Source organism: Collinsella sp. AF36-3AT, assembly GCF_003475205.1.
Taxonomy (GTDB): Bacteria; Actinomycetota; Coriobacteriia; order Coriobacteriales; family Coriobacteriaceae; genus Collinsella; species Collinsella aerofaciens_AF.
This window is the reverse complement of record NZ_QROZ01000001.1, coordinates 168,435-182,253: the sequence shown is the minus strand read 5'-3', so window position 1 is coordinate 182,253 and position 13,819 is coordinate 168,435. Positions and strand designations below refer to the sequence as shown.

The 13,819-nt window shown below is 62.4% G+C and carries 9 protein-coding genes; 6 read left to right on the top strand and 3 right to left on the bottom strand.

What is annotated here, in order from left to right:
- Nucleotides 1-185 precede the first annotated feature (185 nt).
- Together DW003_RS00735 and DW003_RS00730 are read left to right on the top strand one after the other, a co-directional pair.
- A complete protein-coding gene (locus DW003_RS00735; protein WP_117757905.1) occupies nucleotides 186-1,205 on the top strand; it encodes a M42 family metallopeptidase in 1,020 nt (339 codons plus the stop codon).
- Nucleotides 1,206-1,343: 138 nt separating this feature from the next.
- Nucleotides 1,344-2,717 (top strand): DNA-binding protein, encoded by a 1,374-nt coding sequence (locus tag DW003_RS00730; protein ID WP_117778477.1) that lies wholly within the window; start codon nucleotides 1,344-1,346, stop codon nucleotides 2,715-2,717.
- Between the two features lie 8 nt (nucleotides 2,718-2,725).
- Here the strand turns inward: DW003_RS00730 and mnmA are convergent, their stop codons facing one another.
- Together mnmA and cysK are read right to left on the bottom strand one after the other, a co-directional pair.
- Nucleotides 2,726-3,826, bottom strand: coding sequence for a tRNA 2-thiouridine(34) synthase MnmA (mnmA, locus tag DW003_RS00725; protein WP_117778476.1), 1,101 nt, complete (start codon nucleotides 3,824-3,826; stop codon nucleotides 2,726-2,728).
- 181 nt (nucleotides 3,827-4,007) lie between these two features.
- Nucleotides 4,008-4,946, bottom strand: a complete 939-nt coding sequence (gene cysK / locus DW003_RS00720) for a cysteine synthase A (RefSeq protein ID WP_055250951.1) — start codon at nucleotides 4,944-4,946, stop codon at nucleotides 4,008-4,010.
- A gap of 253 nt (nucleotides 4,947-5,199) precedes the next feature.
- Between cysK and DW003_RS00715 the strand changes: the two genes are divergently transcribed.
- Entirely contained in the window at nucleotides 5,200-5,628 is a 429-nt protein-coding gene (locus tag DW003_RS00715) for an Rrf2 family transcriptional regulator (RefSeq protein ID WP_117564502.1), read from the top strand.
- Between the two features lie 142 nt (nucleotides 5,629-5,770).
- Here DW003_RS00715 and DW003_RS00710 read toward each other — a convergent pair whose 3' ends face one another.
- Complete coding sequence (locus DW003_RS00710; protein ID WP_055250947.1) at nucleotides 5,771-6,136, bottom strand: phage holin family protein; 366 nt, start codon at nucleotides 6,134-6,136, stop codon at nucleotides 5,771-5,773.
- A 324-nt stretch (nucleotides 6,137-6,460) separates the two neighbouring features.
- On the opposite strand from DW003_RS00710, the gene DW003_RS00705 reads away from it, so the two are divergent.
- From DW003_RS00705 to DW003_RS00695, 3 genes are all read left to right on the top strand, one after another.
- Complete coding sequence (locus DW003_RS00705; protein WP_022094855.1) at nucleotides 6,461-6,760, top strand: YerC/YecD family TrpR-related protein; 300 nt, start codon at nucleotides 6,461-6,463, stop codon at nucleotides 6,758-6,760.
- 221 nt (nucleotides 6,761-6,981) lie between these two features.
- Complete coding sequence (locus DW003_RS00700) at nucleotides 6,982-10,152, top strand: PD-(D/E)XK nuclease family protein (protein ID WP_118387034.1); 3,171 nt, start codon at nucleotides 6,982-6,984, stop codon at nucleotides 10,150-10,152.
- 3 nt (nucleotides 10,153-10,155) lie between these two features.
- Nucleotides 10,156-13,782: a UvrD-helicase domain-containing protein gene (locus DW003_RS00695; RefSeq protein WP_117778474.1), complete on the top strand. Its 3,627-nt coding sequence runs from the start codon at nucleotides 10,156-10,158 to the stop codon at nucleotides 13,780-13,782.
- Nucleotides 13,783-13,819: the final 37 nt, after the last annotated feature.

Below are 13,819 nucleotides of genomic sequence, written 5' to 3'. Positions count from 1 at the left end.
CGCTCGACGACGTCATCGAGCTCTTCAAGAAGATCTGCCCGGCTGCCTAACCTGGTTCGGCGGGCGCTGTTCGGAAGAGCTCGATGGGTCATCTCGCTGGGTAAATATTTGTGCGTGATGGTATCGTTGTTGGGGCTTTTACTGATTACGGGATGTTGACTTTGGAGTTGTGGATGGTGTCCCAAATGGATTCTACGCTTGGTTTTATTACTGACCAGCTTAAGGCGCTGACTTCTATTGCCTCGCCTACGGGCTTTACTCGTGCGGCGACTGATTATCTGATGGAAACCCTGCGCGATATGGGCTTTGAGCCCGAGCGCTCCAATAAGGGCAATGTGCTGGTTGAGCTCGGCGGCGAGGGTGAGCCGCTCGTGTTGGCGAGCCATGTCGACACGCTTGGCGCCATGGTGCGATCCATTAAGGACAATGGCCGCCTGCGTCCGACGACGCTCGGTGGGCACCAGTGGTCCACGGCCGATGGCGAGAACTGCACCGTCTACACGCGTGGCGGCAAGGTCTACACAGGCGTGGTCCTCAATACCGAGCCTTCGGCGCATGTGGCCGATGAGCCGGTCAAGGCCATCGAGAAGAACATGGAGATCCTGCTCGACGAGAACGTTGACAGCAAGGACGATGTGCTCGAGCTGGGTATTCAGACTGGCGACATCATCGCTATGGATCCGCGCACCATGGTGACGGAGAGCGGCTACATTAAGAGTCGCTTCCTTGACGACAAGCTGTCGGCGTCGATTCTGCTGGGCTTGGCGCGTGCCGTCGCCGCTGGCGAGGTGACGCTCTCGCGCAAGGTGTCGCTGCTCTTTACCGTGTACGAGGAGGTCGGTCACGGCGGTGCCTTTGTGCCGGCCGACACGCGCGAGATGATCAGCGTGGACATGGGCTGCGTGGGCGACGACCTGGGCTGCACCGAGCGCATGGTTTCGATTTGCGCCAAGGATTCGGGTGGCCCCTACAACTACGATCTGGTGACCACGCTGTCCAATATCGCGCGCGAGCTTAAGCTCGATTACGCCATCGATGTGTACCCGCATTACGGTTCCGACGTCGAGGCCACGCTCTCGGCCGGCTACGACATTCGCCATGGTCTGATCGGCCCCGGCGTGTACGCGAGCCACAACTACGAGCGCAGCCACATCGACGGCGTGCGCAATACCTACGAGCTGGTTCGCGCCTACGTTCAGCGCTAGGGGAGCAGCTTGCGACTCGGCTGACCAATCGCTAAGGCCCGATTTCTCGGGCCTTTTTTCACTTTGGGTTGTTTAGTATTATGATGTCTGTAATCTATTAACTAAACGTGTAAATTACTTAACGAGGTGATGCGGTGTATGGACACGTCTGAGTACTTGTCTATGGGTGATGCTGCCCGCCTGTTGGGCGTTACGAAAGCCCGCATATCTCAACTTGCCGCATCGGGAACGCTTGTGTGCGATATTGTGGGCGGCCGGAAGTTGGTCGAGTACAATTCTGCGCTCGCCTATCAAAAGGTCCGCAAGCGAGGACGCCGTCCTGCGGCCGATGTGGGACGCAAGTTTACGCTGATGTCGGCCGACCATGAGGTCGCGCATGTCTCATTTGATCCGACGCGTGAGTTTCCCTTCGAAATCGCCGAGGTCCTCGATGCGCAACGAATGCCGTTTGGCACATGCTCGAGCTCTTCTCCTGCGGTGAATAAGCGGGAGCTCAACGCGTGGTGGGGGCATCGGTCGGTGCCCGATGTTCGCCCCGGGCTTATCTCGCGCTACCGCGAGCTGGGAATTGTCAACGGCGTTGAGGCGCCGGTTCAGTGCCTGGGCCTATCGCTTTCGGATTGCTATTGGCTGCGGCCGGCAGAATGCGACGGGCTCGAATGGCGAAACCTCAATTACTTCGAGAATGATTTTGAGCGATCGACGCCCGAGGGGCGTTCGGGTTGGCTGGAGGGCATCGGTCTTAAAAATCCGGATAACACGTCCGAGGGCGAGCTCCCTAAATCGTGGATGATCCGAAACGGCATTCGCGTTTTGGCTAAAGGGTGCGGGATGGACGATCAGCGTCCCATTAACGAGGCGGTTGCAACGGCTCTACATCGTCGTTTGCTTCCCAAGGGCGAGTTTGTTCCTTATACGGTTGAGCGGATGTTCGATGGCCCTGTGTGTCTGTGCGACGACTTTCTTGACGGCCGCGAGGAATATGTTCCGGCTTTTTACGTTAAGAACGCCCTTGGTGGCCAGCGAGGAAGCTCGACGTACGACCGGTACTGCCGCTTTCTTGGTAAGCATGGAGCAGACGAGGCCGCTGTGAGAAGGTCTATGTCGCAGATGATCGTTTGCGATGCCCTTTTGGCCAACAGCGACCGCCATTGGCGAAACTTCGGCATCATCCGTAATGTCGACACCCTGGAGATAAAACCTGCTCCGCTGTTCGATAGCGGCAACTGTCTGTGGTACAACGTACCAACTGCCGTGCTCGCAACTGGGGAGTTTGGGTTTTCCGCTAAGCCGTTTGGGCCCGACCCTTCCGTCCAGCTGGCGCTTGCGGATTCGCTCGATTGGTTCGATTCATCGCGGCTCAACGGATTTGTTGATGAGGCGATCGAGATTCTTTCGCAGAGCGAATGGGCCACGGCGGAGGGTCGACTCGAGGCCATCCGCCGCGGCCTCGAGCGTCGCATAATCGAGGTTGGTGCCGCTGTTGAGGTACTTCGACACGTGCAGCGATAAACCCGCGGCTACTTAAGTGCGCCGGTCACGGTGCCGCCGCCCAGGACGACGTCGCCGCGGTAGACGACGACGGCCTGGCCGGGGGCGATGGCTCGCTGTGGCTCGTCAAAAGCCAGCAGCATTTGTCCGTCGGCGCCACGTGTAAGGGTCGCCGCCTGGTCCTTTTGACGGTAGCGGTACTTGGTGCCCACGCGAATGCCGCCGGCATCCAGCTCGGCCTCCATGTGGTCGGCAGGGGCGCTCCAAATCCAGTCGTTGGCCGTGAGCGCCGTGGCCGTCAGGTCCTCTGCCTCGCCCAGATGTACGGTGTTGTTGACGGCGTCGACACCCGTCACATACACGGGATGCGCCATCGCGACGCCCAAGCCTTTGCGCTGGCCGATGGTGTAGCGCAGCGCGCCGTTGTGGCGCCCGACCACGCTGCCGTCGCGCCATACGATATCGCCCAGTGCAGCGGGATGTCCGCAGCGGCGCTCGATATAGCCCGCGTAGTCACCGTCTGGAATAAAGCAGATATCCTCGCTCTCGGCCTTCTGGGCGTTGGTAAAGCCCTGCTCGGCGGCTATGCGGCGCACGTCGCGCTCTTTGTCTAGGCCCGCCAGCGGAAAGATCGTGTGCGCCAGGCGCTCCTGCGTAAGCGAATACAAAAAGTAGCTTTGGTCCTTTTTGGGATCTTCGCCGCGGTGCAGCTGCCGGGTGCCGTCTGCCGCTTGGCTTGTTTTGGCGTAATGGCCCGTGGCGATGTAGTCGCAGCCCATATCCAGCGCCGCATCCAGCAACGCGCCAAACTTAATGTGGCGGTTGCAGATAATGCACGGATTGGGCGTCAGCCCCTCCTGGTAGGCGTTCACAAAGCGCTCGATTACGTTACGGTCGAAGGTTTGCTGCAAGTCGAGCACATGGTGGGGAATGCCTATGCGCTCGGCGACGGCCTCTGCGTCGGCGATGTCGCGGTCGACCTTACTCATGCCCGTGGCGGGGTCGGGTGCGGGGCAGGTGAGGCGCATGGTGGCGCCGACACATTCGTAGCCCTGGCTTTTGAGCAGATACGCGGTCACGCTGGAATCGACGCCGCCGCTCATGGCGACGAGCACGCGCTTGTTGTGCATGAGGAGGTTCTCCTTGGTGGCATGTGGCCAAAAAAGAAAAGCGGCGCGGGAGGCTGGTTCCGCGCCGCAGACATTGTAGCAAGTTCGGACGTCTCGTGGGGCATCCTGTTGGGATGAGCTCAGGCTGCCAGAAGAGAGGGGAGACCGGCGTGCCTTGGACTCGTTCTAAGAACGAGAAGCTCTAGTCCTGGAAGAGCGCCGTGGACAGGTAGCGCTCGCCGGTGTCGGCAAGTAGGGCCACGATGGTCTTGCCTTCGTTCTCGGGGCGCTTGGCCAGCTGCAGCGCGGCCCACACGGCGGCACCGGACGAAATGCCCACGAGCACGCCTTCCTTGTGGCCCACGGCGCGGCCGGTGGCAAAGGCGTCGTCGTTCTCGACGGGGATGATCTCGTCGTAGACCTGGGTGTCAAGGACGTCGGGCACAAAGCCGGCGCCGATGCCCTGGATCTTGTGCGGGCCGGCCTGGCCCTTGGAGAGCACCGGGGAGGTGGCGGGCTCGACGGCGACGACCTGAATCTCGGGGTTCTGCTCCTTGAGGAACTCGCCCACGCCGGTCACGGTGCCGCCGGTGCCGACGCCGGCGACGAAGATGTCGACCTTGCCGTCGGTGTCGTCCCAGATCTCGGGGCCGGTCGTGGCCTTGTGAATGGCCGGGTTCGCGGGGTTCACAAACTGGCCGGCGATGATGCTGTTGGGAGTTTCCTTCTGCAGCTCCTCCGCCTTGGCGATAGCGCCCTTCATGCCCTTGGAGCCGTCGGTGAGCACGAGCTGTGCGCCGTATGCCTGCATGAGCTTGCGGCGCTCGACGGACATGGTCTCGGGCATAGTGATGATCACCTTGTAGCCGCGGGCCGCCGCCACCGAGGCGATGCCGACGCCGGTGTTGCCGCTCGTGGGCTCGATGATGGTGTAGTCGCCACCGCGCACGAGCTTGCCGGCCTTCTCGGCCTCGTCAATCATGTTCTTGGCGACGCGGTCTTTGACGGACCCGGCGGGGTTGAAGTATTCCAATTTGACGAGCACACGGGCCTTGAGGTCCTCGTCGGCCTCGAAGTGGGTGAGCTCCAGAAGCGGGGTGTGGCCGATAAGCTGATCGATGGACGTGTAAACATTGCTCATGGTGAACCTCCAAAGTGTTCAAATGACTGGATACCGTGTGGTTTTACGGTGTGTGTGGCAGCGAAACCCACAAACCTTATAGGTTGTTCGTTTTGCTGTTGGCAAGCATAGTAGACAGTAAAGCCTAGTAACGCAATAGGAAATAGAAGATTATTACGAGTCGATTAACCATCTTGACGGGAATAGGTATTTTCAAAACCAATTTTTCGGCTAGAATTTCTACGAATTAAAAGACCGAAAGGCAGCTATATATATGTTGGTTTCCACAAAGGGCAGATATGCCCTGCGCGTTATGGTCGACCTGGCCGAGCACCAGGCGACAGGCCGTATCCCGCTTAAAGAGATTGCGGCGCGTCAGGGTATTTCGGAGAAGTACCTCGAGAATATTCTGGCTACGCTCGTGCGCGCCAACATGCTCTCGGGCATGCGCGGCAAGGGCGGCGGCTATGTGCTCACGCGCCCGCCCGAGCAGTACACGGTGGGCGAGATCTTGCGCCTGACCGAGGGCAGCCTGGCGCCGGTCGCCTGCCTGGATGGCGACTGCAAGGGTTGTTCGCGCTCTGACGAGTGCCCCACGCTCGACGTGTGGAAGAACCTGGACAAGCTTATCAACGACTACCTCGACGGTGTGACGCTCGATCAACTTGTCGCTCCCAACGAAGGCTACGATTACGTCATCTAACCCACACCTGCCATTTGGGGACGGGGTGGAAATGGCAGATTCTCTCGCCCTTTGAGACTTGGCAAATAAGAAGGCCGCCCATTTTTGTGATGGGCGGCCTTCGTTTTGGGCTGTTGAGACGGGCGCGGCCGGAATGGCCGTTTTAGCCCTCGGCGATGCTGTCGAGGATGCTGCGCATGATGGACACCAGGATGCTGCCCATAAAGGCCGATCCAAAGCTGGCGATGGAGATACCCGCGCCCAGCAGATTGACCGACAGATAGCTGGCCAGCTCGAGCATAAAGCTGTTGACTACGAGCTGAAAAATACCCAGCGTAATGATCGTGAGCGGCAGCGAGATAACCGTCAGAAACGGCTTGACGAGCGAATCGACGATGTTCAGGAACAGTCCCACGAAGGCGAAACAGACCCAGGCCTCGGCAAAACCGAAGGGCTGGATGCCGGGGACGAGGAACGTGGCAATCGCGATGGCGATCGAGGTAAAGAGCCAGTTAAGCATAAAGCGCATGGTGTGAATCCTTTCTTGCGCAGGGTGCGTCGGTGTCGCGTGAAGCGGTTTGCTGCGGCGGCTTGGACGGCCGCTCGGGTGTGCCGCCTTGTTCGGCCGCCCATTGTCTCAGATATTCGTGGAGCTTACGTGCGCATTCGGTTTCAAAACGGCGTTCGTCCTGAAAAACGCGCCGCTGGCAGAGAGTCTTGTCGCTTTAGTTTGGTGGTGTGCTACACTGCTACGGGCAAAAGCCACAGGCGTTGCCCTATTGCATAGAACGGGCGAACGATGCCCGATGTCAGTATCAACTTCGATGCCTTATGGCGGGTTTGGCGGTGATCGATGAATATCGAGAACATGTTTGACAAGCCTGATGTCAAGCAGCTGGTCCACGCATTTAGTCTTTTGGATGACGAGAAGGATATCCAGGCGTTTTTGACCGATATCTGCACGCCGCGCGAGATCTGCGATCTTTCGCAACGTCTGCAGGTTGCGCGTTATCTGGATGAGGGCGAGCCTTATGTTGAGGTTCAGGCCCGCACCGGCGCTTCGTCCACTACGGTGAGCCGCGTGTCCAAGGCACTCAACGGCGAGTACGGCGGCTATCGCAAGATCCTCATCAAGCTGGAGGATGGCGAGTAGGCCAGCGGCAACAAACGAATTGCGCAGAACCGTCCCTTCGGGGGCGGTTTTTTGATCCTTTGGGGACGGAGGAAAACGGATCACTGGGTTAGACTGACCTCCTCGGTGATCCATTTTCCTCTGTCTCCAAGGGGTCAAATCTGTTGGCGTGGGGCAAATCTGTCCGCGCGGGCGGGTAGGATGGAAGCATTGAATATTGCGAACGGTTTGAGTGGAGGACCATGCCTGTTCGAATCTATACCACCAACGCCGGCGCGGATTTGAGCGATGCCGAGGCGGCGCTGCTTGCCGACCTTATTGCCCGCCACGGGCGTGCCGTGCTGCTGGCGCCAACGTTTGCCGAGCTCGACCTGTGCCGTCATGATGCGGCGGAAGCCGGCGTTTCGCTGGGTATTGACTACAAGACGCCTACATCGTGGCTTCGCTCGCTTTGGGAGCTTTTGGGCGACGGGCGCGGTTTCGTCGACAACCTGCAGCGCCAGATGCTGTTTTCGGACATGGTAGCGCGCCTCGACGACGCCGACCTGCAGCCGCTTTCGCGCAGCCAGGGCACGGTGCGTATGCTCGCGCGTATGGCTCGCGATGTGCTGCCGGGTGTGGCAGGGACAGGCACCGAGCGTTGCTGCGACAACGTTTGCAAGCCCAAGCCCAAAAGCGACGCCGAGGCTCGCGTGTTTGAACTTTTGTGCGCCTATGCGCGCGGTTTGGACCGTCGAGATATGGTCGAGCCCTGCGAGGCGGCTGACATTATGGCCGGCGCTTTGGCCGACAACCTGCCGGGGTGCGCCCGCGCCGTTTGCGTGCGCGGCGTCACGTCATTTACGTATAGCCTGCTCGAGCTGCTGTCCGCCGTGGCAAACAACGGGGGAGAGGTTGTCGTGCTGCTTGCCCGCGAGCAAGCGGCGATGCGCGAGGAGCTTGCCGCGGCATTTGATGTCCGCGGTGTGCTGTTTGAGATCGCGCCGCTGGGGGAGGGCGCCGCCGCGCCCCAGACTGCCTCCAAGTCCGCTGCTCAGCCTGCCTTTATTGAGGTCGCCGGCCCCCATGCCCGTGCCCATGCTTATGCGGACGTCATCGATAAGTTGGTGAAAGCGCACAAGGAGTCCAAGGACGATAAAGTTGCTGCAACACCCGCCGACCCCGTACGCGTGCTCGTTGTTTCTGCCCGGGCACCCCAGCTGTTCGGCGAGCTTGCCGCTCGTTTGGCGGCGCGCCACGTTGCTGCCGAGACGGCCGAGTTCACGGCGTTTTCCCAATCCATTGCGGGCAGGCAGTTCACGGCGCTCGCCAACCTGATCGAGCGTATGAAGGCCGCCGACGAAGGGGCAGCTTCTAAGACTGAGTGGTGGCCCGCTCCGGAGCTTACCGACTGGATTTACAGCCCGCTTTCGGGTGCCGACGCCGCCAGCGCGCGCACGTTCGACAAGAATATGCGACTGTCGCGCAGCAAGACCACTGCGGGCGTCAAGAGCCTGCTGCAGAGCGTGCAGGGCCAGGTGAGGGGCGCGCGTAAAGCGGCGAGCGACGAGAACTGGTTTAAGAACGTGCCGTGCGTGATCTCGGACGTGTTCCAGGCGCTGTGGCGCGACAAACCCGTGACGGCGCTCAAGGCCATGCTTGCCGTTGCCGAGGCACTGCCCGATCGCGCACTTGGCGGTCTCGACGGTCAGGCCCGTCGCCAGGCGGAGGTGGCCCTGCTGCGCCACGTCATCGACATCCTTATGAATGGCGCCCGTGCGCTCGACGTGTCGCAGGCCGCGACCGTGCCCGTGCTCGATGACATTCGCACCAAGGTGGACAAGCGTAGCGCCGCCTACGATTACGAGACCTACGAGGTTGACCGTGCGTCACGCGCCCAGGTTCGCTTTGCTTCGCTTGCCGATGCGGCGGCCCTGCGCCCCGGCAGCTACGATGCCGTGCTGTTTGCCGACGTCGACCTGGACAGTTATCCGCTCTCACATGAGGAGGGCCCGCTGGCAACGCTGACGGCAGAGTTAGATCGCAGCGGTGTGACGCTTGAGCCTGCGGCCTTGCTGCGCGCACGCTTTGGCCGCGCGATACAAGCGTCGCGTGGTCCGGTTGCGCTTGCCCGCGTGACGCACGATCGCCAGGCGCGCGAGTGCTACCCGGCTGCCGTGTGGACCGAGTTGCGGGCGCATGCCGAGGCCACTAACGATGCTAAGGCCGCTGACGCCGACAAGGCCGCTGACGCCGACAAGGCCGCTGACGACGCTAAGGCCGTTGGCGCCGACAAGGCGAAGTGTGTGGGTGAGGGCGATATCGTAAGGGACTTCGATCCCGCGGCAGGCGAAGGTCTTAGGCGCGAGCGCGTGACCTGCGAAGCTCCTCAGCATCTGAGCGATGAAGCCATTCCGTATCTGGTCCTGCGTCGTCGCGATGGCGAGGGCGAGGATGCGCCGCTGGTGCCGCGCCTGACGTCTGCCTCGCAGATCGAGGCCTATTCGACCTGCCCGCTATGCTGGTTCGTCTCGTACCGCGTGAAGCCCCAGTCGATCGACGCTGGCTTTGGCAATATGGAGAAGGGCAACTTTGTCCACGACGTGCTGGAACACTTGCATGCCCGTCTGCCCCAGGAGGGCATGGAGCGCGTGACACCCATGAATCTGCCACGCGCGAAGGAGCTGCTGCGCGAGGTCTTTGACGAGACCTTGGCCGAGCATGCGGGCAAGCGCGGTACCGAGGGCCCGCTCGTGCCGCTCTCCCCGGTGGAGGAGCGCCAGGTGGCCGAGATTTTGCCGCAGCTGGAGGGCGTTCTTGCCTACGAGTCCGAGGCGCTCGCGCCCTTCGCGCCGCGCTACCTGGAGTTTGCGTTCAACGAGCTCCAGGTCGAGTATGCCGGCTGGCCGCTCGGCGGGCGCATCGACCGCGTGGATGTGGATGCCGAGAATCGCGCCGTGGTAATCGACTACAAGCATCGCACGGGCGTTGAGGAGTTTAAACTCGCCGACCCCACGGCGCGCGACGAGGAATCGGGCGAGGCCGCCATCGACGACCCGCGGTGGCTGCCGCCCCATACCCAGACGCTTATCTATGCGCAGGCCATGCGCCTGGCGCTGGATCTGGATGCCCGTGCGGCGCTCTATTTTTCGACCAAGGGCGGCAAACCGGCGCTGCGCGGCGCCGCGAGTGCCGAGCTGCTCGAGGAGGAGCGTGGTGACGGCCGCATCCCGGGGCTTAAGAAGGGCTTTCCCGGCGAGGGTGGCAGCATGGACTTCGACGCCCTGCTCGATCGCGTGGAGGCCGGCATCGCCGAGCGCCTGCACGAACTCGAGGCAGGCGACGTTGCCGCCGTCGACCCGACGTCGGCTCAGGCCGCGCATGCGCGCTGCTCGTATAACCACGAAGGAACGTTTGTAAGGAGGGACGTGTAGACCATGGATCTTTCGACTTTGATGCCGCAACAGCTGCAGATCGTCAAAACGCTCGACCGTCCGCTGTTTGTCTCGGCGGGTGCCGGTTCGGGCAAGACCTTTACCCTCACGCGCCGCATCGTCTACGCGCTCTCGCCCGAATCCGGTCCGTTTGTCGAGCATCTGGACCAGGTGCTCGCCATTACCTTTACCAAAGATGCCGCGGCCGAGATTCGCGACCGCGTGCGTCGCGCGCTTATCGAAGAGGGTATGGACGAGGAGGCCCTGACCGTCGACGACGCTTGGATCTCGACCATTCACGGTATGTGTTCGCGCATCCTGCGCGCGCATGCGTTGGAGCTGGGCATCGATCCCGAGTTCACGGTGCTTACCGATACCGATGAGCTTATGGATCAGGCTGTCGAGCATGTGCTGGGGCGCGCGACGGCGCCCGATGCCGCGCCTGAGCTCGCCGCCTCGCTTAAGGCCCTCTACGCTTGGTATCCCATGGCGGGCGAGGGCGGGCCGTTTGGCGCCGGTACCACCATCAAAGGTCTGGTGCGCGACCTGCTGGAGCTATCGAGCCAGCTGCCGGGCGGCATGGACGATGTGTGCGTGGCGCGCGGCCAGGCCGACACCTCTGCGCTTGCCGACGCCTATCGCGCGGCGTTGGGTGCGAGCAAGGCCGCGACCGAGAAAGCGCAGGTGGCACTCGATGCCATCGACGCGTTTGAGGCGAGCGGCAAAACCATGGAGGATGCAGCGCGACTCATGATGTCGTGCAGCATGCCTCGGGCGAGCAAGGCGTTTCCTAAGGAGCAGGTGGAGCTGCTCAAGGCCGAGGCTGCCGATGCGTTTATCAATATCGTGCTGGCCTGCGGTGGTCCCGCGCTCGATGCGCTGGTGGGCCTGGCCCGTTCCGTGGAGGCTGAGTATCGCGCGCTGAAGGCCGGCCAGTCCGCGCTCGATAACAACGACCTACTGCGTATGGCGTACGAGGCGCTGCGCGACTACCCGGCTATTCGAGCGGCCTATGAGGGTCGCTTTAAGATGGTCATGATCGATGAGTTCCAGGATACCGACCAGATGCAGGTCGATTTGATCCGTTACCTGACGGGCGCGGGGGAGCGCGCACTGTGCACCGTAGGCGATGCGCAGCAGTCGATCTATCGCTTTCGTGGGGCAGAGGTCGAGGTGTTCCGTCGCCAGGAGCGCAAGGTGGGTTCGACGACGGCGCCCGAGACGGTCGCCACGTCCGATGCCCCCGCCGGCGAGCTCGTCAAGCTTGTACGCAACTTCCGCAGCCACGACGAGGTGCTGCGCTATGTGGCGCGCGTCTTTGACGGCGATGACGGCGGCCTGATGCAGGGCTTTTTGGATCTTGAGGCGAGCGACGGCCGCAAGGACACGCTGGTAGCGGACGCCTCGCGTCGTCAGGCGCTCTTTGTTGCCGGCGGCAGTACGCAGGAGCGCACACAGGCCAAGGCCCGCGCGATCGCCGAGCGCTTCCGTGCACTTGCCAATGCCGGTCAGCCCCAGGGCGGCATGGTGCTGCTGCTGGGCCGCATGACAAACGCCGACGTTTATGCCCAGGCTTTCCGCGATCAGGGGCTCGACTGCGTGATCGCGGGTGGATCTGTCTTTGCCCAAGCAGCCGAGGTGCAGACGGTGCGCGCCCTAGTCTGCGCGCTCGCCAACCCGGCCGATACGGCGCAGGGCCTTATGCCGCTGCTCGCCTCGCCGATGTTTGCGCTCGGCGCCCAGGAGTTCCTGGCGCTGGCGACCAAGCTCGATAGCGAGACGGGGGAGACCTCGCGCCGGAATATCGACGCGGGCATCATGAGCGATTTCGACGTGCCGGGTTTGCAAGACTTGCCGCTCGTGACGCGCGCCCGCGAGGTGCTGCGGTATGCGCTTCGTCGCGTGGGCCGCGATTCGTTCGCTGCCATCGCGCGCGACGTGGTCAACGCCTCCGGTTGGTTTGTGCGTCTGGCACAGCGTGGACCCGAGGGCAAGGCCATCGCCGCCAACGTGCTCAAGGCGCTCGACGCCGTGGCCGAGACGGAGGCCGAGTTCGGTAACTCGCCGCGCTCCATTGCGCTGGCCTTTGACCGCTTCCTGGCGGGCAAGGAGGCGCCGGGCGCGCTCAACGAGGAGGGTGACGGCGCGGTACGCATCATGACGGTGCACGCCTCCAAGGGCCTGGAATATCCGGTCGTGGCGGTCGCCGAGTGCTTTGGCGTGCGCAAGTCCTCGGGTGCGGCACAGATGGGTCGCGTCGAGGGCGGAGCGCAGGTCGTGGCACTGCCGGCACGCTTCGATGGCGTTAAGCTCGCCGACGGAACCTTTGTGAAGGGCGACGACGTTAAAAAGCAGTTTGAGCATGCGTTTAAGGGCAAGGGCACGTCGCTGTGGCTGCCGCCGGAGCTCATGGAGGACGTCTGTGCGACGGGTTCTCCCGCCGAGGCATTTGCTCGCCTGCGCAACGATGACCTGCAGCTTTCGCTCGAGGAGCGGGCCCGCTTGCTCTATGTTGCCATGACGCGTGCGCGCGAGCTGGTGATCTTGGCGATGGATGCCGGCGTGAGCCGTGGCAAGCTGTGCGCGCCGACCTTCGACGTCGAGACCGATCTGACCTATGACGTGCTGCGCCGTATTTTGCCGACCGACAGTCTGGACATGCCGCAGCTCGATAGCGACCGTTTGGTGTTCGACAACTCCAAGCCGGGCGACTACGAGCTTATCTCGCTGGCGGACTTTACGTTTGGCGAGCAGGCGTTTGAGGCCAACGCTTCACTGGATGCCGAGGGTAGGCTCGTTCGCGGTGATGCGGAGGCGGAGGGTGCCGATGCTGCCGCCGATCGCCCGGTCGCGCCCGGCCCCGCCGACCCCGAGCCCGATTCGTTTGAGCTCGTGTATCCCCAGACGGTGGGCGTGCGCATGGGCACCTGCTCGTATCCGGCGCGCGATTCGTACAGCTATTCGTCGATTGCCGCGGCGCTGCATGCCGAGGCCGAGGACCGTGTCGCCGAGGCGCGCGTGCCCATGGACGAGGCTGGCGATGATGCGGAGTCGGATGGTTCCGAGATGACGGATGCAGAAGTGGCCGCCGTTGAGCCCGCCGGCAATCCCATGGCGCTGGGCTCGGCGTTCCACGCTGCCTGCCAGTGGCTCATCGAGATGGGTGCCGATGCGCTGCCCGCTGAGCGTGCCGATGCGCTGGCGCGCCTGTGGTGCCTGACGCCGGGGCAGCGCGAACGCTTCGACGTTGCCCTGGACCGTTGGCTCAAGTCGGCTGTTCGTGCCGAGCTGCTTGCCTGGCCGTGTGTCCGTGCCGAGGTGCCGTTCTTTTCGCTGGGCTGTGAGGACAAGGACATTGCCCGCTACGGTGCATATGCCGAGGGCGCCATCGATGCTTTGGCGACGAACCCGGCGGATTCGTCATGCGCGCTGGTCATCGACTACAAGACGGGCGGCACGCCGGACGAGACGCCGGAACAGCTGCAGGAGAAGCACGCCCTGCAGGCGCGCGTCTACGCTGATGTTTTGCACAAGGCGGGCTTTGAGGCCGTGACCGTCAAGTTCGTCCGCGTGGAGCAAGTCGACCTCGCCAACCCGTGCGAGCCTCAGGTGGTCACCTACAGCCTCTAGCCCTCAATAACTTGCGGTGGAATACGGACTGTTTTGG

Excerpts from the sequence above, each read along its gene's own strand:
- mnmA (WP_117778476.1), bottom strand. The coding sequence starts at position 3,826 with ATGCACAACAAGCGCGTGCTCGTCGCCATGAGCGGCGGCGTCGATTCC.
- cysK (WP_055250951.1), bottom strand. The coding sequence starts at position 4,946 with ATGAGCAATGTTTACACGTCCATCGATCAGCTTATCGGCCACACCCCG.
- DW003_RS00705 (WP_022094855.1), top strand. The coding sequence starts at position 6,461 with ATGAATATCGAGAACATGTTTGACAAGCCTGATGTCAAGCAGCTGGTC.
- DW003_RS00735 (WP_117757905.1), top strand. The coding sequence starts at position 186 with ATGGATTCTACGCTTGGTTTTATTACTGACCAGCTTAAGGCGCTGACT.
- DW003_RS00715 (WP_117564502.1), top strand. The coding sequence starts at position 5,200 with ATGTTGGTTTCCACAAAGGGCAGATATGCCCTGCGCGTTATGGTCGAC.
- DW003_RS00695 (WP_117778474.1), top strand. The coding sequence starts at position 10,156 with ATGGATCTTTCGACTTTGATGCCGCAACAGCTGCAGATCGTCAAAACG.
- DW003_RS00730 (WP_117778477.1), top strand. The coding sequence starts at position 1,344 with ATGGACACGTCTGAGTACTTGTCTATGGGTGATGCTGCCCGCCTGTTG.
- DW003_RS00700 (WP_118387034.1), top strand. The coding sequence starts at position 6,982 with ATGCCTGTTCGAATCTATACCACCAACGCCGGCGCGGATTTGAGCGAT.
- DW003_RS00710 (WP_055250947.1), bottom strand. The coding sequence starts at position 6,136 with ATGCGCTTTATGCTTAACTGGCTCTTTACCTCGATCGCCATCGCGATT.